Source organism: Neoroseomonas marina, assembly GCF_012927745.1.
GTDB classification, from domain to species: domain Bacteria; phylum Pseudomonadota; class Alphaproteobacteria; order Acetobacterales; family Acetobacteraceae; genus Neoroseomonas; species Neoroseomonas marina.
In genome coordinates this window covers 949,020-968,493 of record NZ_JABBKX010000002.1, presented here as the reverse complement: position 1 = coordinate 968,493, position 19,474 = coordinate 949,020, and the positions used below count along the sequence as shown (strand labels likewise).

Genomic DNA, 19,474 nt, shown 5'->3' with positions numbered 1-19,474 from the left:
AGTTCTGGCTCAGTCTCGCGCAGACTCGCGACGGAGGAGCCGAGGATCACGCTCTGCCTCCAAAGGGGATCGCGGCATAGAGACCACGTGAACTGAACATCGACGTCGTCCGCGTCAAAGGCAGGCTCCTTCTGATTGAGGCCACGTTCGTCGCGCAACCCGCTCAGATTGCGCCCCACGCGACGCCGGATGCCCATGCGCTGTGCCGAGCGATCCCTCGCTCAACCTGGCACTCATGGCGCTTCTGGCATGATCGCTTTCGAACTGCTCCTGATGGCCTAGGGGCTGATCCTCATGACGCGCCGCCGATGGTATGGCAGACTGGGGTTTCGCCCTACGCCGCTTCGTGATGCGCAATGACGGCCTGGATGTTCCGGCGCGCCCGCTTCTCGCAGGCCAGGTAGAATCGATCGGTGAAAAAGATGCGGTCCCGCCAGAGCAACATCCGCAAGGCAGCCGAACGCGCCATGTCATATCGCTCGGGGGCCAAATGCGCGGCTTCAACACGCAAGGCCTGCTCGTAGGCCGCGAAACGCCGATAGTCACTGCCGAGCACAGCGTTGCGGAAGTCGAGGAGCAATGCCGCATCCCCGCGCAGCGACGGATCGTCGGTCTCTGGTATCTCACCCCCGTCGATGGCGAGGATCAGTGCGGCGGCGCGATCCAGCGTCCGCATCGGAACGGCAGGGCCGATCGCGCGCCGCAACAGCTCCGCGCTGCGTGCCGCGGAATCGCTCGTCCGCGGATCGAACACCGCTCGGTGAAACAGGATCGCCAGGATGAATGCCGGCGGCTCGGCAATGCCGTTGACGACATCTTCAGCACAACGCAGCAGCTCAGCGACCCGATCCCATGTATGCGCCCTGCGGTGCGGCTCGGCGTATCGGCGGCGGAGATCCTCCAGAACCTCGCTGCTCAGGAATGTCATCATGGTCCGCATGGTGTAGCCGACACGGCCAAAGCCCGGGATATCCCGCTCCGTCAACCTCCGGTGATCCTGGCCTCACGACTCCCCTGCCACTTCCAGTGACGGATCATTGGCGATCGAGTTCCGGATATGCGCCCGCACCGAGTCGGCCAGAGCCGCGGCGTCAGCCCGTTCCAGCGCCATCATGATCTGGCGGTGCCCCTCCACGCTCTGCCGCAGGGCCCCAGCCGACGGCCACAACGCAGTCGGCCACAGGCGCGCACGCTCCCGCACCTCGGTCACCATCTCCGCCAGCGCGCGATTGGGGGTCAGCGCGTACAGCCCGTCATGGAAGGCGAGGTTCGCTCGATTCTGCTCGGCGCGCGTGCCACCCTCCGCGGCCAGCTCGAAGGCCAACATCTCCCCGCGCAGCACCTCCAGCGCCGCCGCGTCCACATGCGGCAGCGCCGCCACCGCCGCCTCGACTTCCAGCAGAACCCGGACCTCCAGCATCTGCCGCAGCCGCACGCGATCGAAGGAGGAGACGCGGAAACCCCGGTTCGGCACATGCTGCACGGTGCCGCGCAGCGCCAGTTCCGCCAGCGCCGTCCGGACGTCGAAGCGATTGGCGCCGAGCCGTTGCTCGAGGTCGATCTGCCGCAGCCACTCGCCCGCGCGGTACTCGCCGCACCGGATCAGCATGGCGATTTCCATCGCGAGGCCGCGCTTCGGCCGCTGCTGAACGTTCATGGATCGAGTTTCCTCGGGAAAAACCGCCTTGCGACAGTGGGCGGCACAGCCTAGCATGAATTGGCGCCAATTCTTGCGCCAATTGTCGCGAGCGGCAAGCTCGAAGCAACAACACGATGCAGGTGGTCGCTGCCACGACCGCCCCCGGGAAGGAAACGAGGCCATGACCACGATCCGGCGCCGTTCGGTGCTGTCGCTCCCCGTTGCCGGCGCTTTCGCCGCCGACACGCTGGCCCGCCCGGCTTTCGCGCAGGGTGCGCGTCCCTCGGGACAGGGCGCGCCAGCGAACTATCCGACCGGCTACGACGAGATCGTGGCCGCTGCGCAGCGCGAGGGCTCGCTGCTCATCTATTCCGTGATGTCGCCGGAGAACTGGCGCCCGGTTATCCAGGGCTACAATGCCCGCTACCCCGGCATTCGCGTCGAGACGCTGGACTTGCCCAACACGCGTGACGTCTTCGAGCGCTACCTCGCCGAGCGCGGAACCAACGCACGCACCGGCGACCTGCTCGCGACCCCCGATCCCGCCGGCTGGCTGCAGCTCCAGGCCCGCAGCGAGATCCTTGACTACAAGTCGCCGGAGGACGCCGCCTGGCCGGCCTGGGCGAAGCCGATCCCCGGCGTCTACACCTGCTCGGCCGATCCGCTGGTGTTCATCTACAACAAGATGCTGGTGCCCGACGCGCAGGCGCCCAAGACCTTCGCGCAGTTCGTGGAACGCGCCTTGGCCAACCGCGGACCGTGGCGCAGCAAGATCACCAGTTACGGCGCGCACAACAGCGGGCTCGGCTATTCCGGCAACTACGCCTTCGTGCGCCAGCATGGTGACCAGGCCTGGAACTGGTTCCGGCAGCTCGCCGAGCTGCAGCCGCGCTGGGAACGCTCCGGCGGCCCGATGACCGAGAAGGTGACCGCCGGCGAATACGTGATGGGCTGGTTCGTCTCGGCCATCACCTTCTGGCCGCGGCTCAACGACGCCGCGCGCGCCCGCGTCCTTGGCTGGAACTTCATCGGGGATGGACAGCCCGTCGTCGTGCGCGGCGTCGGCGTGCCGAAGGGCTCGCGCAATGTCAACGCGGCGAAGCTGATGCTCGACTACATCGCCTCCGCCGAAGGCCAGCAGGCCTTCGGCCGCGGCGGGCTGACACCGGCGCGGCCGGATGTCCGTCCGGGCGACGGCATCCGCCACACCTTCAGCTCGATCTCCGAGGCGATCGGCGGGGAGCAGAACATGGCCTTCATCAGCTACGACCCCAAGATGGTGACCGACTACGACAGCTTCCTCGAGCGCTGGCGCACCGCCTACGGCGTCCGCTGACGCGATGAGCAACGCCATTGCCGAACCCGGGGCGGCTGCCGCCCCGGGCCGTTTCCGCCGTGAGGTGCCGATTCAGTACGGCATGGCCGCGCTGGTGGTGGTGCTGGTCGCGGCACCGCTGGTGCCGATCCTGTACCAATCGTTCCTGACCGGCGCGTTGTACGACCACGATGCGCGCCTGACCCTCGGCAACTTCGCGCGCCTGGCGCAGACGGACGGCTTCGGCACCGTCCTGTGGAACACCTTCCTGCTGGCGGCGCTCTCCACCATCGTCGCTCAGGTCTTCGGCACGGCGGCCGCCATCCTGTTCGGCCGCACCGACTTGCCCGGCGCGCGCGTGCTCGGAGAGCTGTTCCTGTGGCCGATCTACCTGTCGGCGCTGGTGCTCTCCTTCGGCTGGTACTCGATCTACGGACCGGCCGGCTACATCACGCTGTTCTGGCAGTCCATCCTCGGCGAAGCGCCGTGGAACCTCTATTCGATCGGCGGCATGGCGGTCATCGCCGGCGTATCGCAGGCACCGCTCGCCTATCTCTACTGCCTGTCCTCCGCCGGCATGACCGACCCGACGCTCGAGGAAGCGGCACGCGTCTCCGGCGCCGGGACCTTCCGCACGCTGTGGCGCATCACATTGCCGCTGATGATGCCGGCGATCGCCTACAGCGCGGTGCTGAACTTCACGATCGGGCTCGAGCTGCTGTCGGTGCCGCTGATCTTCGGCGAGCCTGCCGGTGTCACCGTGCTCACCACCTTCCTCTACAACATCAGCGCCACATCCCCGCGCCCCGACCACGGGCTGGTGGCGACGGCCGCCGCGCTCATGCTGGTGGTGATCGTGTTCCTGGTCTGGCTGCAGGGCCGACTGCTCGGCAACACGCGCCGCTTCGTCACGCTCGGCGGCAAGGCCACACGGCCGCGGCCCTTCCGGCTCGGCGGGCTGCGCTGGCCTCTCTTCGCCGCTTGCGTCGCCTATGTCGTGCTGACCGGCGTCGCGCCGATCGGCATGCTGGTGCTGCGCGCCTTCACGTCGTTCCTGTCGCCGATGGTGCCGCTCGTCGATGTCCTCACCCTCGAGAACTTCGAGATCCTGTGGCGTGAGCCGGTCTATGCGCGGTCCATCACGAATTCCTTCGTGGTGAGCCTGGTCGGCGCCGCCGGCGCGACGGCCCTGATCGGCATGATCGCGCTGATCGTGCACCGGTCGGAGTTCCGCTTCCGCAACGCCCTGCACTATACGGCGCTGTTCCCGCGCGCGATCCCCGGGGTCGTCGCCGGCATCGGCTTCTTCTACGCCTTCGCGCTGCTGCCGGGCCTCGGTGGCATCCGCAACTCGATCTGGATCCTGGTGATCGCCTTCACCATGCGCTTCATCCCGACCGGCCTCGGCGCCGTCGCGCCGATGCTGCTGCAGGTCAGCCCGGATCTCGACCGCGCCGCGCGCGTGCAGGGCGCGGACTGGTGGACAACCACGCGCCGCATCATGGCGCCGCTCATGCGCCCTGCGCTGGTCGCCTGCTACACCATCCTCTTCATCTCCTTCTTCAAGGAATACTCGACCGCGATCTTCCTCTTCGCCCCGGGCAGCGAGGTGATCGGCACAGCCTTGCTGCAGACCTGGGTCCAAGGGGAAGTGGGCGTCGTCGCCAGCCTCGCAGCCATCCAGGTCGTCGTCATCGCGGTCTGCATCACGACCGCGCGCACCATTTTCGGAGTGAAACTCCATGGCTGATCTGAAGATCGAAGGTCTGGTCAAGCGCTTCGGCGAGGTACGCGCGGTGGACGACGTGTCCATCCACGTCGCCGACGGCGAGTTCGTCACCCTGTTGGGCCCCTCCGGCTGCGGCAAATCGACGACGCTCGCCGCCGTCGCCGGCCTCGACCGACCGGATGCGGGGCGCATCACCGTCGGTGGGAAGGTCTATTTCGACGGCAGTCGCGGGACTTATCTCCCGCCGGAAGCGCGCGGCTGCGGGCTTGTCTTCCAGTCCTATGCGCTGTGGCCGCACATGACGGTCGCCGACAACGTCGCCTTCCCGCTGACTCTCCGCAAGGTGAAGGCCGCCGAACGGAAGCGCCGCATCGCGGAAGTGCTCGCGCTGGTCGAAATGGAGCCCTATGCCGACCGCTACCCGCACATGCTCTCCGGCGGGCAGCAGCAGCGCGTCGCGCTGGCGCGCACCCTGGTCTACCAGCCGTCCATCCTGCTGCTGGACGAGCCGCTGTCGAATCTCGACGCCAAGCTGCGGGACCGCGCGCGCACCTGGCTCGCCGAGCTGCGCACCCGGCTCGGCCTGACGACCATCTACGTAACCCACGACCAGATCGAGGCATTGTCGCTGTCCGACCGCATCGTGGTGATGAATGGCGGGCGCATTGCGCAACTCGGCACGCCGCAGGACATCTACGAGCGGCCCGCCGATCCCTTCGTCGCGGATTTCATCGGCACCACCAACTTCCTGCCGGCCAGGGTCGCTGCTGTCGCCGGCGGCGCGGCGACGCTGGAACTCGCCGATGGTCAGCGCGTGGACATCGCGGCCGAACGGCCGCCGGAGTCCGGCGCCCAGGTCATGCTGGCGTTCCGCCCCGAGCAGATGCGCGTGGCCGCGTCGGGCGAAGGCGCCACCCCGGACGGCTCCGTCATCACGGCGCGCGTGCTGTCGCGGTCCTATGTCGGCGGCCGCTGGCAAGTCGGCCTCGACCTCGGCGGCGGGCCGCTGCGTCTCGAGATCGAGACACCCCCTCATGCAGACGCAGTGCGCCTCTGGCTGCCGCGGTCCGGGTGCATCCTGTTCCGGGGGGCTGCCAATGCCGCAGCCTGACCTGCCCGCGCTGCCCAAGGCCGACTACACGCCCGGCGTTCCAGGGCCGCTATCCGGCCTCAAGGTGATCGACCTGTCGCGTCTCGTGGCCGGCAACCTGTTGACCCAGCACCTCGTCGACTTCGGCGCCGACGTCATCAAGGTGGAGCCGCGCGAGGGCGACACGCTGCGCCACTGGCGCGTGAAGGGCGTGGAGACCACCTGGAAGATCCACAGCCGCGGCAAGCGCAGCCTGTGCATGGAGTTCCGCCACGCCGGCGCGGTGGACCTGATCCGCCGCCTGATTCCCGGCGCGGCGATGCTGGTCGAGAGCTTCCGCACCGGGACGCTGGAATCGATGGGCCTCGGCCCGGAGGCGCTGCTGGCGATCGAGCCGCGCCTCGTCATCGTCCGTGTCTCCGGCTGGGGGCAGGACGGACCCTATTGCCGCCGCCCGGGCTTCGGCACGCTGGTCGAGGGCTTCGCCGGATTCGCCAGCATGAACGGCTTCGCGGATCGCGAGCCGGTGCTGCCGCCGATGTATCTCGCCGACAGCATCGCCGGCCTGACCGGCGCCTTCGCCGCCATGGCCGCGCTGCGCGAGGTCGAGATCAACGGCGGCAAGGGCCAGGTGATCGATCTTCCGCTGCTCGATCCGCTGTACAATTCGCTCGGGCCGCAGGCGGCAAATTACCGGCTGACCGGTGCAGTGAAGCCGCGCACCGGCAGCCGCAGCACCGGATCCGCGCCGCGCAACGTCTATCGCACCAAGGATGACCTATGGGTGGCGCTGTCCGCGTCCACCCAGCCGATGGCGATGCGCGTCCTTCGGTCCATCGGCCGGCCGGAGCTCTGCGACGATCCGCGCTTCCAGACCAACGAGCAGCGCGTCGTGCATGGGGTCGAGCTGGACGACATCATCGGCGCCTTCGTCGCCGAGCGGACCCAGGCGGAGAACGTCGCCTTCTTCGAGCAGGCGGAAGTCACCATCGGCCCGGTGTACGACATCACCGGCTTCCTGGCGGACCCGCACGTCCACGCGCGCGCGCTGGTCGCCGACTATCCCGACGAGGATATGGGCCAGTTCCCGATGCACGCCGTGCCGGTGCGCCTGTCCGGCACCCCCGGGGCGATCCGCGCGCCTGCGCCGCGCCTCGGCCAGCATACGCGGGAGATCCTCGCCGAAGCCGGCCTGACCGCGGCAGAGATCGAGGCGAGCCTCTCCAACGGCCTCGCGAGGAGCGACTGATGACTGCTGCCGCCCATCCCGTCTGGCGTTCTGGCCTCTTCGTGCCGGTGAACGTGGAACGCTTCGTGGCCAAGGCCTCCTCCCGCGGGGCGGACGTGCTGCAGCTCGATCTCGAGGACAGCATCGCCCCGGCCGACAAGGAGGATGCGCGGAAGAAGCTGCCGGGCGTCGTCGAGCGCCTGCACAAGGAAGGCCGCGCCGACATCCTGGTGCGCATCAACCAGCCGCTCGAACTGGCGGTACGCGACCTCGAGGCCGCGGTGCTGCCCGGCGTGAACGGGCTGATGATCACCAAGGCTCAAGGACCGGACCACCTCCGCCTCCTCGACGAGCTGGTGGCGCGGCTCGAAGAGAAGCGCGGCATCCCCGACCGCACGCTGCGCTTCATGGTGCTCGTCGAAGCACCGGGGCCGCTGCACCAGGCGCATGAGATCGCGCGCGCGACGCCGCGCAACCTCGGCATGTCGCTCGGCGCGGAGGACTTCGCGACGGAGCTCGGGGGCGAGCCGACCGCCGAGACCATGCTGTTGCCGAAGCAGCAGATCCTGCAGGCGGCGCGCGCGCATGGGCTGATGCCGATGGGCACGATCGGGACCGTAGCCGACTACTCGGATCTCGACGCCTACATGAAGGTTGTGCGGCTGTCGGCCTCCTTCGGCTTCGTCGGCGCCTCGGCGATCCATCCGTCGCAGGTGCCGGTGCTGAACGTCGGCTTCAGCCCGAGCCCCGAGGCTGTGGCGAAGGCCGAGACGATCGTGCGCATGGACAAGGAAGCGGCGGCCGCCGGTCGCGGGTCCTGGTCCCTGGACGGCAAGATGATCGACATCCCGATCGTACAACGGGCTCAGGCCCTTCTCGTTCGGGCGCGCGCGATTGCGGCGCAAGAGGCGCGGAAGGCGTGAAGGCTGCTCCCGGCGGCCGGGGCGATAGCGATGGGATGTGGTTATCGGACCTGGTGGTTCGACGATATCGCTCATGTGCCGATGCCGGACATGCCTCAGCTCCGTGCCAAGGATCAGGCCGGGCGGCGGAGTTGCCGCTCCGCGCGCGGTATGCCCCGGACATGACCGAGTACCGTCGCGCAGCAGTCAAGGCGCAGCGTCGCGATGCTGATGTGGAGGCCGGGTTGCCGGCGACGACGCCGCCCGCGCCGGACCTAACCCGCCACCTTCGCGTTGCGCCCCGTCTCCGTGATGTCCAGCGACCATCTCGGTGCCGGTCTCTTGCCGCCACAGTTCCCCGCCGAGGCCGGCGACATCGCGCGACAGCCGCGCCGACATGGCGCGGCGGCACGGCGCGAGCGCAACCTGCGACCGGAACGTCTGTCAGCCGGCCAGGCTCGCCTTTCCGCGCTTCGCGACCTCGATGGCCTGCCAGACGCGCAACGGCGTCGCCGGCATGTCGAGATGCGTCACGCCCACCGTCGAGAGCGCATCCATGATCGCGTTCATGACCGTCTGGGGTGCGGCCATGCACCCGGCCTGTCCCGCGCCCTTCACGCCCAGTCGGTTCGACGCCGTCGGAACCTCCTCGGCCAGCACCGCATCGAAGTCGGGCAGGTCCGAGGCGCGCGGCAGCGCGTAGTCCATCAGCGAGCCTGCCAGGAACTGACCCGTTGCGGCATCATAGGCGGCGTGCTCGAGCATGGCCTGGCCGATGCCCTGCGCGACGCCGCCCTGCACCTGGCCCAGGGCAAGTCGCGGATTCACGAGCGTCCCGTAGTCGTCCACCAGTGTGTAGCGGCAGAGGCGGACACTGCCGGTCTCAGGATCGATCTCGACCTCCGCGACATGGCAACCATTGGGGAAGGCGTAGAGGTCCGAGACGTTCTTCCCCATCCCGTCCAGCCCCGGGCTGAGGCCCTCAGGCAGGCTCACCGGATCGCGGGAGGCCGCGGCAAGCTCGTCGAGCGGCAGCGCGCGGCCATCCTGCCGGTGCCGGAAGGCGCCATCGCGGAAGGCAATCTCCTCCGGCCGGGCCTGGAGGAGATGCGCGGCGATGCTGCATCCCTTCGCGACCATCGCCTCGACCGCGAGCACGAGCGCCGTACCGCCGAGTTGCAGCGACCGCGCCCCGCCATGCCCGCCGCCACCGGGCAGCAGCGCGGTGTCGCCCTGGCGGAAGCGGAAGCGATCGAGCGGCAGGCCGAGCATCGACGCGGCGACCTGCGCATAGGACGTCTCGTGCCCCTGGCCGTTCGATTGCGTGCCGACGGCGAAGACGATGCTGCCGTCGGGTTCCATGCGGATGCTGGCGACCTCGTTGGGGGCGCCGCGCGCCGTTTCGAGGAAGCAGCCCAGGCCCAGGCCGCGCAGCAGGCCGAGCTGCTCGGAGGCCGCGCGACGCGCGGGAAAGCCGGCATGGTCTGCCCGCCGCAGCGCATCCTCGAGATTCAGCCCAAAGCGCCCGCCGTCGATCTGCATGCCCGTCGCGCTCCGGTGCGGGGCGTTGCGCATCATGTTGCGCCGGCGCAATTCCACCGGATCGACGCCGAGCCTGGCGGCCGCGATGTCGATCATCCGCTCGACGATGTAGTTCGCCTCGGGCTTGCCCGCGCCGCGATAGGCGTCGACCGGCACGGTGTTGGTGAAGACGCCGCGCACCTCGATGTCGATTGCCGGAACGGCGTAGACGCCGCCCATCGCGCTCGCGAAGGCCGTGGTCGGCGCAAGCGGACCGTTGGTCGAGAGATAGGCGCCCATGTTGCTGAGGATGCGAGCCTCGAGGGCCAGGATGTTGTGCCCGGCATCCAGGGCGAGGCGCAGCGTCGCGCGGTTGTCGCGCCCCTGCGTCGAGGAGTGGAAATCCTCGACGCGCTCCGAGATCCAGCGCACCGGCCGGCCGATCCGCCGCGCCGCTTCCAGCACCAGCACCCATTCCGGATAGACGAAGTTCTTGACCCCGAAGCCGCCGCCCACGTCCGGCACGATCAGCCGCAGGCGCTCATTCGGGATGCCGAGGATATTGCCGGCGATCTGCTGCCGCACGCCGTGCACCGCCTGGCCGGTCAGCACGAGCGTCGCGTCCTCGTCCTGCCAATCACCGATGGCCGCACGCGCCTCGATCGGCGCGATGACCACGCGGTTGTTGACCAGCTCGCCCTCGATCACGTGCGCGGCGGCGTCCATTGCCGCCTGCACCGCTGCGGCGTCGCCCCGGCGGAAGACGAAGCTCGTATTGCCCGGTGCCTCGGGCCAGAGCTGGGGCGCATCCGGAGCCACAGCGGCGGCGAGATCCGTCACGGGGGGCAGCGGCTCGTACGAGACCTCTATCGCCTCCGCGGCATCGAGCGCCTGGGCGCGCGTCTCCGCGACGACGAAGGCGACCGGGTCGCCGACATGGCGCACCGTGCCGCGCGCCAGCACCGGCCGGGACGGCTTCACGAAGGGCCCGACCGTGTCGATCGCGGTGATGCAAGGCAGCGGGCCGAGCGCACCGAGCATCTCCCCCGTCAGCACCGAGCGCACGCCAGGCAGGCGCCGTGCCGCCTCCACCGCGACAGCGCCGAGCCGCGCATGCGCATGTGGCGACCGCAACACGACCCCTTCGAGCATGCCCGGCATCGTGCGGTCTGCGACATAATCGCCGCGGCCGGTGAGGAAGCGCAGATCCTCGATCCGGGAGAGCGAACGCGCGGTCACGACGGCGGCCCCCCCGCATTGTCCGGGCCGATGCCGCCGAGCGCGCGCGACAGCCGTGCCGCAGTCGCGGCCAACTCCGTGAGGCATCGCGCCGCCACCGGCTTGGTGAAGCGATGAACCGGGCCCGAGATGTTGATGACCCCGATGAAGCCGCCGGTGTCGAAGATCGGTGCGGCGACCGAGGCCGTGTCGACGTCGCCCTGCCCCGACGTCGAACGGCACAGCGCGGTGTAGTCCGTCTCCGCGGTCGGTCGGCGACCGCCCTTCTCGTAGCGCCGGAGGATCTGGCTGGTGGCGGCGCTGTCGAGTTCGAGGATCTGGCCGGCCGTGATGACGTGGCGGACCGCCTGCGGCGAGTCGACACGGAAGACGCACTGACGCTGCGTCCCGGCACGGACGTAGAAGGCCGCGGTCTCCCCCGTGGCAGCGACAAGTTGCGCGAGGGCCGGCTTCATCACTTCCTCGATATGGAAGGAGGCGACGTAGCCGGAGCCGAGCTCGAACAAGATGCCGCCGACGCGATACTGGCCGTCGGCGAGGCGCATGACGTAGCCGTTGCGCTCCAGCGTGGCGAGGATGCGAAGGAGGGTGCTCTTGAAGAGACCGGTGAGCTTGGACAACTCGCTGAGCGAGAGGCGCGGCGCGGCGCGGAAGGCGCTCAGTACCGACAGGGCTCGCTCCACCGCGGCGATCGGCCGCTCGTCACCGGTGGCGTCCTCATCCTCCTGCGCCGCTTCTGGCGCCGGGGCCCGGACCTTGGCCTTGACGGCGGCGCGGCGCTCGCCTGCCCGCCGGACCGACGCTCGAGTCGCCTTGATCGCCATGCACGTCCTCTGGGAAGCCGGTGAAGTCGCTGAACGTGCTGTCCCGCCGGAGCGTTCCCTCGATGCGCGGCGCCGGAAGGCGCCTGCCGCCCCACGCATGAAGGGTGCTTGACCAGGAAAATAGAACAGCGTTCTCTTCGTATCCGCCCAGCCATGGCTGTGGCAAGCGTGAACAGCGGCATGAGCATGCGGGACGGAACGGCCCGCAGGATGGGTGGAGCCGGCGTTCCAGAAGGCCAGGAGGAATGGCGACGTGCATGATGCTGTCCTTTCCGCGACCCGGCGCACCGTTCTGGGTGCCGGCCTTGTCCTGGCCACGGCGCCCGCCGCGCGGGCGCAGGCCTTTCCCAACCGGCCGATCCGGCTGATCGTGCCGTTCCCGCCAGGGGGCGGGGTGGATGTGGTGGGACGCATCCTGGCCGACCCGCTCGGCACGCTGCTCGGACAGCCCGTTGTGGTCGAGAACCGCAGCGGGGCCGGCGGCGGCATCGGCGTGGAAGCCATGGCGAAGTCGACGCCCGACGGCCATACGCTGTCGATGACCGCGCCCGGCGCGATCACCGCGGGGCCCGCCGTGCGGTCCATGCCCTATGATCCGCTCGCGCTCAGCCATGTCAGCATGGTCACGCGCAGCCCGCTGTTGCTGGTTTGCCGCAAGGGGATCGCAGCACGGAACCTCGTCGAGTTCGTCGCCTTGGTGAAGCGCGAGCCGGATGCGATCCGCTTCGCCTCGGGCGGCGTTGGCACCGGCACGCATCTCGCGGGCGAGCTGCTGAATCTCCGCCTCGGCACGCGCATGGTGCATGTGCCCTATCGCGGCACGGGTCCGGCGCTGACCGATCTCGTCGCGGGCAATGTGGACATCTTCTTCTCCGACGCCTCGGCCTGGCCGATGGTCCAGCAGGGGGAGCTGCGCCTGCTCGCGGTGAGCCCGGCGACGCGCTGGGCTGCTTCGCCCGACACGCCCACGGTGGGCAGCGTCGTGCCGGATTTCGATGTCTCCAACTGGTACGGGGTGGCGGCGCCACCGGGCACGCCGGAGGCGATCCAGGCCAGGCTTGCGGCCGACATTGCGAACATCCTCGCGCGTCCCGAAGTCGTGGAGATGCTCTCGCGCGTCGGCTTCGACGCAGCACCGATGCCGCCGGCCGAATTCGCCGCCTTCGTGCGGCGGGAACTCGAAACCTGGCGGTCTGTGGTGCAGGCCGCGAACATCCGCGCCGATTGAAACGGGATCTGATGAGCAAGACTGCGCGCCTGGCCGTCGACATCGGCGGTACCTTCACGGACCTCGTCCTGGCCCTGCCGGACAGGTCGCTTTCCAGCAAGGTCCTGACGACGCCAGATGCGCCGGAGCGCGCCGTGCTCGAGGGCACGGCGATGATTCTGGCGCGGGCCGGCATCGCCGCTTCGGACCTCACGCTGGTGATCCATGGCACGACGCTCGCGACCAACGCGCTGATCGAGCGCAAGGGCGCAAGGACCGCTTTGGTGACCACCGAGGGATTCCGCGATTCCCTCGAAATGGCCTACGAACATCGCTTCGAGCAGTACGACCTCTACATGGAGCGGCCGGAGCCGCTGGTCGCGCGGCCCTGGCGCTTCGAGGTGCCCGAGCGCGTCGCCGCCGACGGCGCGGTGCTGCTGCCGTTGGATGAGGCGGCGCTGGAGGCCGTCGCCGCGGAGGTGAAGGCCGAGGGCATCGAATCGCTCGCCATCTCCTTCCTCCACGCCTACCAGAACGACGCGCACGAAAGGCGCGCGCGCGAGGTTCTCTCGCGCGTGCTGCCGAGCGAGGTCATCGCGATCTCCTCCGAGGTGTGCCCCGAGATCCGCGAGTACGAACGCACCTCGACCACGGTGGCGAACGCCTATGTCCTGCCGCTGATCGAAAGCTACCTGAGGCGGCTGGAGGACGGGCTGAAGGCGCTGGGCTCGACCTGCCCGTTGCTGCTGATCATGTCCTCGGGCGGCATCACGACGGTGGAGACGGCGCGGCGCTTCCCGATCCGCCTCGTCGAATCCGGCCCGGCGGGCGGCGCAATCCTCGCGCAGATCCTCGCCGCCGAGAACGGCATCGACCGCGCCCTCGCCTTCGACATGGGCGGCACCACGGCGAAGATCACCCTGATCGACGACATGAAGCCACAGCAGGCCCGACACTTCGAGATCGCCCGCGCGGCCCGCTTCGTGAAAGGCAGCGGCATCCCCGTGCGCATCCCGGTGATCGACATGGTCGAGATCGGGGCGGGCGGCGGCTCCATCGCGCGGGTCGACGGCCTCGGGCGCATCACGGTGGGACCGGACAGCGCGGGGTCCATGCCGGGCCCCGCCTGCTACGGGCGCGGCGGCACCATGCCCACTGTGACGGATGCGGACCTCGCCCTGTCCTGGATCGATCCGGCCCGCTTCGCAGGCGGCCACATCACGCTGACCCCCGAAGCCTCGGTTGTCGCCTGCGCGCAGGTGGTCGCCGCGCCACTTGGCATGACGACGGAGAAGGCCGCCCTCGGCATCACCGAGATCGTGACCGAGACCATGGCAAGCGCCGCCCGCGTGCATGCCGTGGAGAACGGCAAGGAGACGGGCGGGCGCACCATGATCGCCTTTGGCGGCGCCGCGCCGCTGCACGCCGCGCGGATGGCGCAGAAACTCGGGATGGATCGCGTGCTGGTGCCGGTTGGCGCCGGCGTAGGGTCCGCGCATGGCTTCCTCGGCGCGCCGATCGGCTATGAGGTGGTGCGCACGCGGCTGATCAACCTCAACGCCTTCGATGCGGCGCTGGTCAACGGGCTGTACGACGCCATGCGTGCCGAAGCCGAAGCCGTGGTGCGCCTCGGCGCACCGGATGCCAGGCTGCAGGAAGTCCGCACCGGCTTCATGCGCTATCGCGGACAGGGACATGAGGTCGCGGTGACGCTGCCCGAAGGGCCCTATGCAGCATCCAGCGTGGCGGCCTTCAAGGCGGCCTTCGAGGCGACCTACAACGCGCTCTACGGCCGCGTGATCCCGAAGCTCGATATCGAGGTCCTGACCTGGACGCTCTCGCTCGCGGAGGCGAAGCCGCTGCCCGCGCGCATACCCGACCCGCCGGAAGCGCCGCCACCCGAACCGTCCGGCACGCGCCGCATCGTAGATCCCGGCCTGGGCGAGGTCGTCGAGGCCAGCATCTACGACCGCGCGAGCCTCAGGCCCGGCGCGCGCATCGCGGGGCCCGCCGTGATCGTCGAGGCCGAGACCTCGACGCTGGTTCCCGCGGGCTTCCGCGCCGGCGCCAACGCCGCCGGCCACCTGCTGATCGAAAGGATGGCCCGATGAGCAACGCGGTCGGCGAGATCGAGCTCCAGATCCTGTGGAACCGCCTGCTCTCGGTCGTCGAGGAACAGGCGCAGACCCTGGTGCGCACCGCCTTCTCCACGGCGGCGCGCGAGGCCGGCGACATCTCCGCCGGCGTCTTCGACATGCGGGGCCGGATGCTCGCGCAGGCGGTCACCGGCACGCCGGGACACATCAATTCGATGGCGCGGTCGGTGGTGCATTTCCTCGATGCCTTTCCCGCCGCGACGCTGAAGGACGGCGATATCCTGATCACCAACGACCCGTGGAAGGGCACGGGGCATCTGTTCGACCTGACGGTGGTGACGCCGATCTTCCTCGACGGCACGCCCGTCGCGCTCTTCGCCTGCACGACGCATGTGGTGGATATCGGCGGGCTCGGGGTCAGCGCCGATGGCCGGCAGATCTATCACGAGGGCCTCTACATCCCGCTGATGTACCTGGCGCGGCAGGGCACGATGAACGAGGACCTGCTCGGCATGGTGCGCGCCAATGTGCGCGAGCCGGTGCAGGTGGTAGGCGACATCTATGCGCTGGTCGCCTGCAACGAGACGGGCGGCCGCCGCCTGGTCGAGATGATGCGCGAGTTCCGCCTCGCCGATCTCGACCATCTCGGCGAGGAGATCATCTCGCGCAGCCGCCGCGCGATGGCGGACGCGATCTCGAAGCTGCCGCAGGGGTCATGGTCGGCGTCGATGACCATCGACGGGTACGAGGCACCGGTCACGCTGGCCGCGACGCTGACCATCGCGGGCGACCGCATCCTGGTGGACTACACGGGCACCTCGGGCCTGTCGCGCTACGCCATCAACTGCCCGCTCTGCTACACGGAGGCCTACACGTCCTTCGGCGTGAAGGCGGCGATCGCTCCCTGGATCCCGAACAACACCGGCACACTCGACGCCGTGGTCGTCACGGCCCCCGAGAACACCATCGTCAATGCGCCGCATCCGGCGGCGGTCTATGCGCGTTCGATCATGGGGCACATGATGCCCGACGTCGTCTATGGCTGCCTGGACCAGGCGTTGCCGGACACCGTGCCGGCGGAAGGCACCTCGAGCCTGTGGAACCTCAGCCTCCTCGCGGGCCACGGCCTGACAGGGACCGAGGGTTCCGCGACCCGCGCCTTCAACGTGACCACCTTCCATTCCGGCGGCGCGGGCGCGCGGCCGCGACAGGACGGCCTGTCGGCGACGCCGTTCCCCTCAGGCGTGCGCAACGTGCCGGTGGAGATCACCGAGGCCATCACCCCGCTGGTGGTGTGGCGCAAGGAGTATCGCAAGGGATCGGGCGGCGCGGGCCGCCATCGCGGCGGGCTGGGGCAGCGGATGGAGATCGCCAATCGCGATGAGGCGGCCTTCGGCATCCAGGCGCGCTTCGAGCGCGGCGTCTATCCTGCGCGCGGGCGTTCGGGCGGTGGTGCCGGCGCGCTGGGACGGCTTTCGCTGGGAACGGGCAGCGACTTGAAGACCAAGGGGCTGCAGGTCATCCCTGCGGGCGACCGGCTCGTAGTCGAGATGCCCGGCGGCGGCGGCTACGGCGATCCCTTCGCGCGCGACCCCTTGCTGGTCGCGCGCGACGTCCGGTACGGACTCATCGATGCGCAGCAGGCCGAGGCCGATTACGGCGTCGTGTTGACCGCGACCGGGGAGCCTGACCCGGCTGCAACTGCGCAACGTCGCGCCGCTCGCTGAAGAAGGAGCAACGCGGGATGTACACACCCGCTTCCGACGGCACTGCACCGGCGCAGACGCCCTACATCGCGCGGGGTGGCGACCCGTTGTCGCTGCCCCCTCTGCAGGGTGAGCAGCAGGCGGATGTCGCCATCGTCGGAGGTGGCATCGCCGGCTGTTCCGCGGCGCTGCACGCGGCGGAGCTCGGCGCCCGCGTCGTGCTGATGGAAGGGCAATCCATCGGCTGGGGCGCATCCAGCCGCAATGCCGGCCACCTGCCCGCGTCCACGAAGCACGAACCGGACGAGATCCTGCGGCGCTACGGGCCGAACTACGGCCAGCGCATCCTCGATGCCAGCGAGAACGGCCCGCGCCTCGTCATGGAACTTGCGCAGAAGCACGGCATCGACTGCGACGTCGCGCTGCCCGGCATCATCAACGCCGCGCACTCGCCCGCCGCGCTCGAGACACTCCGCCGACGCGCCGAGTACTGGCAGGCGCGCGGCCGGCCACTCGAGATCCTCGACCGTTCGCGCCTGGCGGAAATGACGGGCAGCGAGCTGTATCTCGGTGGCGTTCTCGACCGTCGCGGCGGCTGCATCAATCCGCTTGCCTATGTCCGCGGCCTGGCCCGTGCGGCACTGAAGGCAGGCGCCGCGCTGCATGAGAACACCCGCGCCACCGGTCTACGCCCCGAGGGTCGGCGCTGGCGCGTCACCACGGCGAGCGGCGCGAGCGTCGTCGCCGACCGTGTCTTCCTCTGCACCAACGCCTATACGGACGACCTGTGGCCCGGCCTGCGGCGGACGGTGATCCCGGTGCGCACCGTGCAGTTCCTGACGAAGCCGCTCTCCGACAATCTGCGGCGCAGCATCCTGCCCTACGGCAACCCCATGATCGACACGCGCCGCGTGCTGATCTCGCTGCGCATGAATCCGGACGGACGGCTGCATTTCGGTGCCGGCCCGCGGATGCGCGCGGGGAGCGTGCCGGCCTGGTCGGAGATGCGAGGCTGGCTCGGCACCCTGTTCCCGCAGATCGGCGACGTCGAACCGGAGACGAGCTGGGGCGGCTGGATGGCCTTCAACAAGGTCGATTCCTGGCAGATGCACGAGCTTGCGCCGGGCGTGCATGCGGCCCTGGGCTGCAACGGGCGCGGAGTCGCGCTCGCCACGATCTACGGGCGGGACCTCGCGCGCCTTGCCGCCGGCACGCCCGCCACGGAGCTCACCCTCCCGTTCACGCCGCTCGACCCGGTGCGCTTCCACGCCTTCTCCGGCCTGGGCGCCGCGGGGATCGTGCGGTGGTACCGCTTCCGGGACGGGATCGAGATGCGGCGCCTGCAGGCAGCGAATGCCCGGGCCCGCGCAGCGGCCTCATAGGCGCAGTTCGACCAGGTAAGGTCCGCTTGCCGCGAACCCGCGTTGCAGCTGCCGCGCCAAGCCTTCGAGGTCGTCGGCATGGCCGGCCTCGACGCCGTGACCGCGCGCGATGCCGACCCAATCCAGGGCCGGCCGATCCAGCGTCAGCATGTCGATCGATCGCTGCCCAGGATTGCGGATGCCGACGCGCGGCAGCTGCGCGCGCAGGATCTGATAGGCGCGGTTGGCCATGATCACGACGGTGATGTCGAGGGCCTCGCGCGCCATCGTCCACAGCGCCTGCTCCGTGTACATGGCACTGCCGTCTCCGGCGAGGCAGAGCACCCTGCGATCCGGGCAGGCGAGCGCCGCGCCGATCGCAACCGGCATGCCATATCCGATCGACCCACCGACGTTCTGCAACCAGTCATGCGGTTGAGCATCGGCGGTGAAGCGCGCGAAGCCGCGGCCGGTCGTCACTGCCTCGTCCACGACGACGGCGTTCTCTGGCAGCAGCGCCGTGATGGTGCGCGCGATCCCCTCCGGCGTGGGCGCGCCGGTCGGCAGCATCCGCGTCGCGGCGACGGGCGTCGGCGCGCTGGCGGCCTGCACCCCCACAGCATCGGCCAAAGCCGCCAGCGTCGCCTCGATGTCGTCATCGGCCTCGGCCAGTTCGACGAAGGTGCAGCCGCGTTGCGTCAGCACGTTCGAACGATCGGGGAAGGCAAAGTTCGACACCGGGCGGCGCGCGCCGCACAGCACGACCTGGCGGACCTCCCGCAGCGCCGCGATGGCTTCCTCGCCCGCATAGGGCACGCGAGGGATCTCGACCCGCCCGGCGCCGCGCTCGTTGCGCGGGCTCGATATCGGCGTGCGCAGCGCGCAGCCCGTGGCCTGCGCAATCGCGGCCGCCCAAGCCTTTGCCCGGGCCAAGACGAAGCTGCCGCCCAGCAGCAGGAGGCTCGTCCCGCCGCGGCGCAGTGTCGCCGCCGCGGCCGCGATCCGCGCCGCGTCAGGCACGGCGCGGCGCGGTGGCGGTGCGGCCCGACGGATCGGCTGACCTCCGGCTGACCAGGTCGCATCGGCTGGCGCGATCAGCGTCGCGACGCGGCCCGTGCCGATCCGCGCCTGCTCCACGGCCTGGGTCGCGGCCTCGGCAAGTGCCGCGGCATCCGGTGCCGCCTGCACCCAATGCGATACCGTCCGCGCCATACCCGCGATGTCGGAGGTCAGCGGCGCATTGTAGGCGAGGTGGAAGCTCGCATGGTCGCCCACGACGTTGACGACGCCGGACCCCGCCTTCTTGGCGTTGTGCAGGTTCGCCATGCCGTTGGCGAAGCCGGGACCGAGATGCAGCAGCGTCGCGGCCGGCCGGCGCGCCATGCGGAAGTATCCGTCCGCGGCGCCGGTCGCCACGCCCTCGAACAGCGCCAGAACGCAGCGCATGCGGTCCGAGCGGTCGAGCGCTGCGACCGCATGCATTTCCGAAGTGCCCGGATTGGTCAGGCAGAGATCGATACCGCCTTCCTCAAGGGCACGGATCATGTCGTCCGCACCGGTGACGACGGGATGCGGATCCTGATCGGCGGTCTGGGCCATGCGGCGTGTCTCCTTGCC

The 19,474-nt window shown here is 69.7% G+C and carries 14 protein-coding genes; 9 read left to right on the top strand and 5 right to left on the bottom strand.

What is annotated here, in order from left to right; all coding sequences use genetic code 11:
* Positions 1 to 334: 334 nt before the first annotated feature.
* Positions 335 to 985: an HD domain-containing protein gene (locus GWK16_RS09895; RefSeq protein WP_170053739.1), complete on the bottom strand. Its 651-nt coding sequence runs from the start codon at positions 983 to 985 to the stop codon at positions 335 to 337.
* An 18-nt stretch (positions 986 to 1,003) separates the two neighbouring features.
* Positions 1,004 to 1,657: a GntR family transcriptional regulator gene (locus tag GWK16_RS09890; RefSeq protein ID WP_170053738.1), complete on the bottom strand. Its 654-nt coding sequence runs from the start codon at positions 1,655 to 1,657 to the stop codon at positions 1,004 to 1,006.
* A gap of 163 nt (positions 1,658 to 1,820) precedes the next feature.
* Here GWK16_RS09890 and GWK16_RS09885 point away from each other — a divergent pair, with 163 nt between their 5' ends.
* Genes GWK16_RS09885 through GWK16_RS09865 form a run of 5 tightly spaced genes read left to right on the top strand, consistent with a single transcriptional unit; the run spans position 1,821 to position 7,924 of the window.
* Complete coding sequence (locus tag GWK16_RS09885; protein ID WP_170053737.1) at positions 1,821 to 2,975, top strand: ABC transporter substrate-binding protein; 1,155 nt, start codon at positions 1,821 to 1,823, stop codon at positions 2,973 to 2,975.
* A 4-nt stretch (positions 2,976 to 2,979) separates the two neighbouring features.
* The gene (locus GWK16_RS09880) at positions 2,980 to 4,704 is read left to right on the top strand and encodes an ABC transporter permease (protein ID WP_170053736.1); all 1,725 of its coding nucleotides are present in this window, start codon (positions 2,980 to 2,982) and stop codon (positions 4,702 to 4,704) included.
* Complete coding sequence (locus GWK16_RS09875) at positions 4,697 to 5,794, top strand: ABC transporter ATP-binding protein (RefSeq protein WP_170053735.1); 1,098 nt, start codon at positions 4,697 to 4,699, stop codon at positions 5,792 to 5,794. The genes GWK16_RS09880 and GWK16_RS09875 overlap by 8 nt, the downstream gene beginning before the upstream one ends.
* Positions 5,781 to 7,022, top strand: a complete 1,242-nt coding sequence (locus GWK16_RS09870) for a CaiB/BaiF CoA transferase family protein (protein ID WP_170053734.1) — start codon at positions 5,781 to 5,783, stop codon at positions 7,020 to 7,022. The genes GWK16_RS09875 and GWK16_RS09870 overlap by 14 nt, the downstream gene beginning before the upstream one ends.
* Complete coding sequence (locus GWK16_RS09865; RefSeq protein WP_170053733.1) at positions 7,022 to 7,924, top strand: HpcH/HpaI aldolase/citrate lyase family protein; 903 nt, start codon at positions 7,022 to 7,024, stop codon at positions 7,922 to 7,924. The genes GWK16_RS09870 and GWK16_RS09865 overlap by 1 nt, the downstream gene beginning before the upstream one ends.
* 423 nt (positions 7,925 to 8,347) lie before the next feature.
* Here the strand turns inward: GWK16_RS09865 and GWK16_RS09860 are convergent, their stop codons facing one another.
* Both GWK16_RS09860 and GWK16_RS09855 read right to left on the bottom strand, forming a co-directional pair.
* The gene (locus GWK16_RS09860; protein ID WP_170053732.1) at positions 8,348 to 10,663 is read right to left on the bottom strand and encodes a molybdopterin cofactor-binding domain-containing protein; all 2,316 of its coding nucleotides are present in this window, start codon (positions 10,661 to 10,663) and stop codon (positions 8,348 to 8,350) included.
* The gene (locus tag GWK16_RS09855) at positions 10,660 to 11,487 is read right to left on the bottom strand and encodes an IclR family transcriptional regulator (protein WP_170053731.1); all 828 of its coding nucleotides are present in this window, start codon (positions 11,485 to 11,487) and stop codon (positions 10,660 to 10,662) included. The genes GWK16_RS09860 and GWK16_RS09855 overlap by 4 nt, the downstream gene beginning before the upstream one ends.
* 253 nt (positions 11,488 to 11,740) lie before the next feature.
* Between GWK16_RS09855 and GWK16_RS09850 the strand changes: the two genes are divergently transcribed.
* Genes GWK16_RS09850 through GWK16_RS09835 form a run of 4 tightly spaced genes read left to right on the top strand, consistent with a single transcriptional unit; the run spans position 11,741 to position 17,878 of the window.
* Entirely contained in the window at positions 11,741 to 12,715 is a 975-nt protein-coding gene (locus GWK16_RS09850) for a tripartite tricarboxylate transporter substrate-binding protein (RefSeq protein WP_170053730.1), read from the top strand.
* 11 nt (positions 12,716 to 12,726) lie between these two features.
* On the top strand, positions 12,727 to 14,805 hold the full coding sequence (locus GWK16_RS09845; RefSeq protein WP_170053729.1) for a hydantoinase/oxoprolinase family protein: 2,079 nt from the start codon (positions 12,727 to 12,729) through the stop codon (positions 14,803 to 14,805).
* Complete coding sequence (locus tag GWK16_RS09840; protein ID WP_170053728.1) at positions 14,802 to 16,517, top strand: hydantoinase B/oxoprolinase family protein; 1,716 nt, start codon at positions 14,802 to 14,804, stop codon at positions 16,515 to 16,517. The genes GWK16_RS09845 and GWK16_RS09840 overlap by 4 nt, the downstream gene beginning before the upstream one ends.
* A gap of 17 nt (positions 16,518 to 16,534) precedes the next feature.
* Positions 16,535 to 17,878 (top strand): NAD(P)/FAD-dependent oxidoreductase, encoded by a 1,344-nt coding sequence (locus GWK16_RS09835; RefSeq protein ID WP_170053727.1) that lies wholly within the window; start codon positions 16,535 to 16,537, stop codon positions 17,876 to 17,878.
* Here the strand turns inward: GWK16_RS09835 and GWK16_RS09830 are convergent.
* Positions 17,873 to 19,456 (bottom strand): acetolactate synthase large subunit, encoded by a 1,584-nt coding sequence (locus GWK16_RS09830; protein ID WP_170053726.1) that lies wholly within the window; start codon positions 19,454 to 19,456, stop codon positions 17,873 to 17,875. The two genes, GWK16_RS09835 and GWK16_RS09830, sit on opposite strands and share 6 nt — an antisense overlap.
* Between the last annotated feature and the right edge of the window lie 18 nt (positions 19,457 to 19,474).

Coding starts and splice junctions, on each gene's coding strand:
- GWK16_RS09890 (WP_170053738.1), bottom strand. CDS start 1,657: ATGAACGTTCAGCAGCGGCCGAAGCGCGGCCTCGCGATGGAAATCGCC.
- GWK16_RS09885 (WP_170053737.1), top strand. CDS start 1,821: ATGACCACGATCCGGCGCCGTTCGGTGCTGTCGCTCCCCGTTGCCGGC.
- GWK16_RS09880 (WP_170053736.1), top strand. CDS start 2,980: ATGAGCAACGCCATTGCCGAACCCGGGGCGGCTGCCGCCCCGGGCCGT.
- GWK16_RS09875 (WP_170053735.1), top strand. CDS start 4,697: ATGGCTGATCTGAAGATCGAAGGTCTGGTCAAGCGCTTCGGCGAGGTA.
- GWK16_RS09870 (WP_170053734.1), top strand. CDS start 5,781: ATGCCGCAGCCTGACCTGCCCGCGCTGCCCAAGGCCGACTACACGCCC.
- GWK16_RS09865 (WP_170053733.1), top strand. CDS start 7,022: ATGACTGCTGCCGCCCATCCCGTCTGGCGTTCTGGCCTCTTCGTGCCG.
- GWK16_RS09855 (WP_170053731.1), bottom strand. CDS start 11,487: ATGGCGATCAAGGCGACTCGAGCGTCGGTCCGGCGGGCAGGCGAGCGC.
- GWK16_RS09845 (WP_170053729.1), top strand. CDS start 12,727: ATGAGCAAGACTGCGCGCCTGGCCGTCGACATCGGCGGTACCTTCACG.
- GWK16_RS09840 (WP_170053728.1), top strand. CDS start 14,802: ATGAGCAACGCGGTCGGCGAGATCGAGCTCCAGATCCTGTGGAACCGC.
- GWK16_RS09835 (WP_170053727.1), top strand. CDS start 16,535: ATGTACACACCCGCTTCCGACGGCACTGCACCGGCGCAGACGCCCTAC.
- GWK16_RS09830 (WP_170053726.1), bottom strand. CDS start 19,456: ATGGCCCAGACCGCCGATCAGGATCCGCATCCCGTCGTCACCGGTGCG.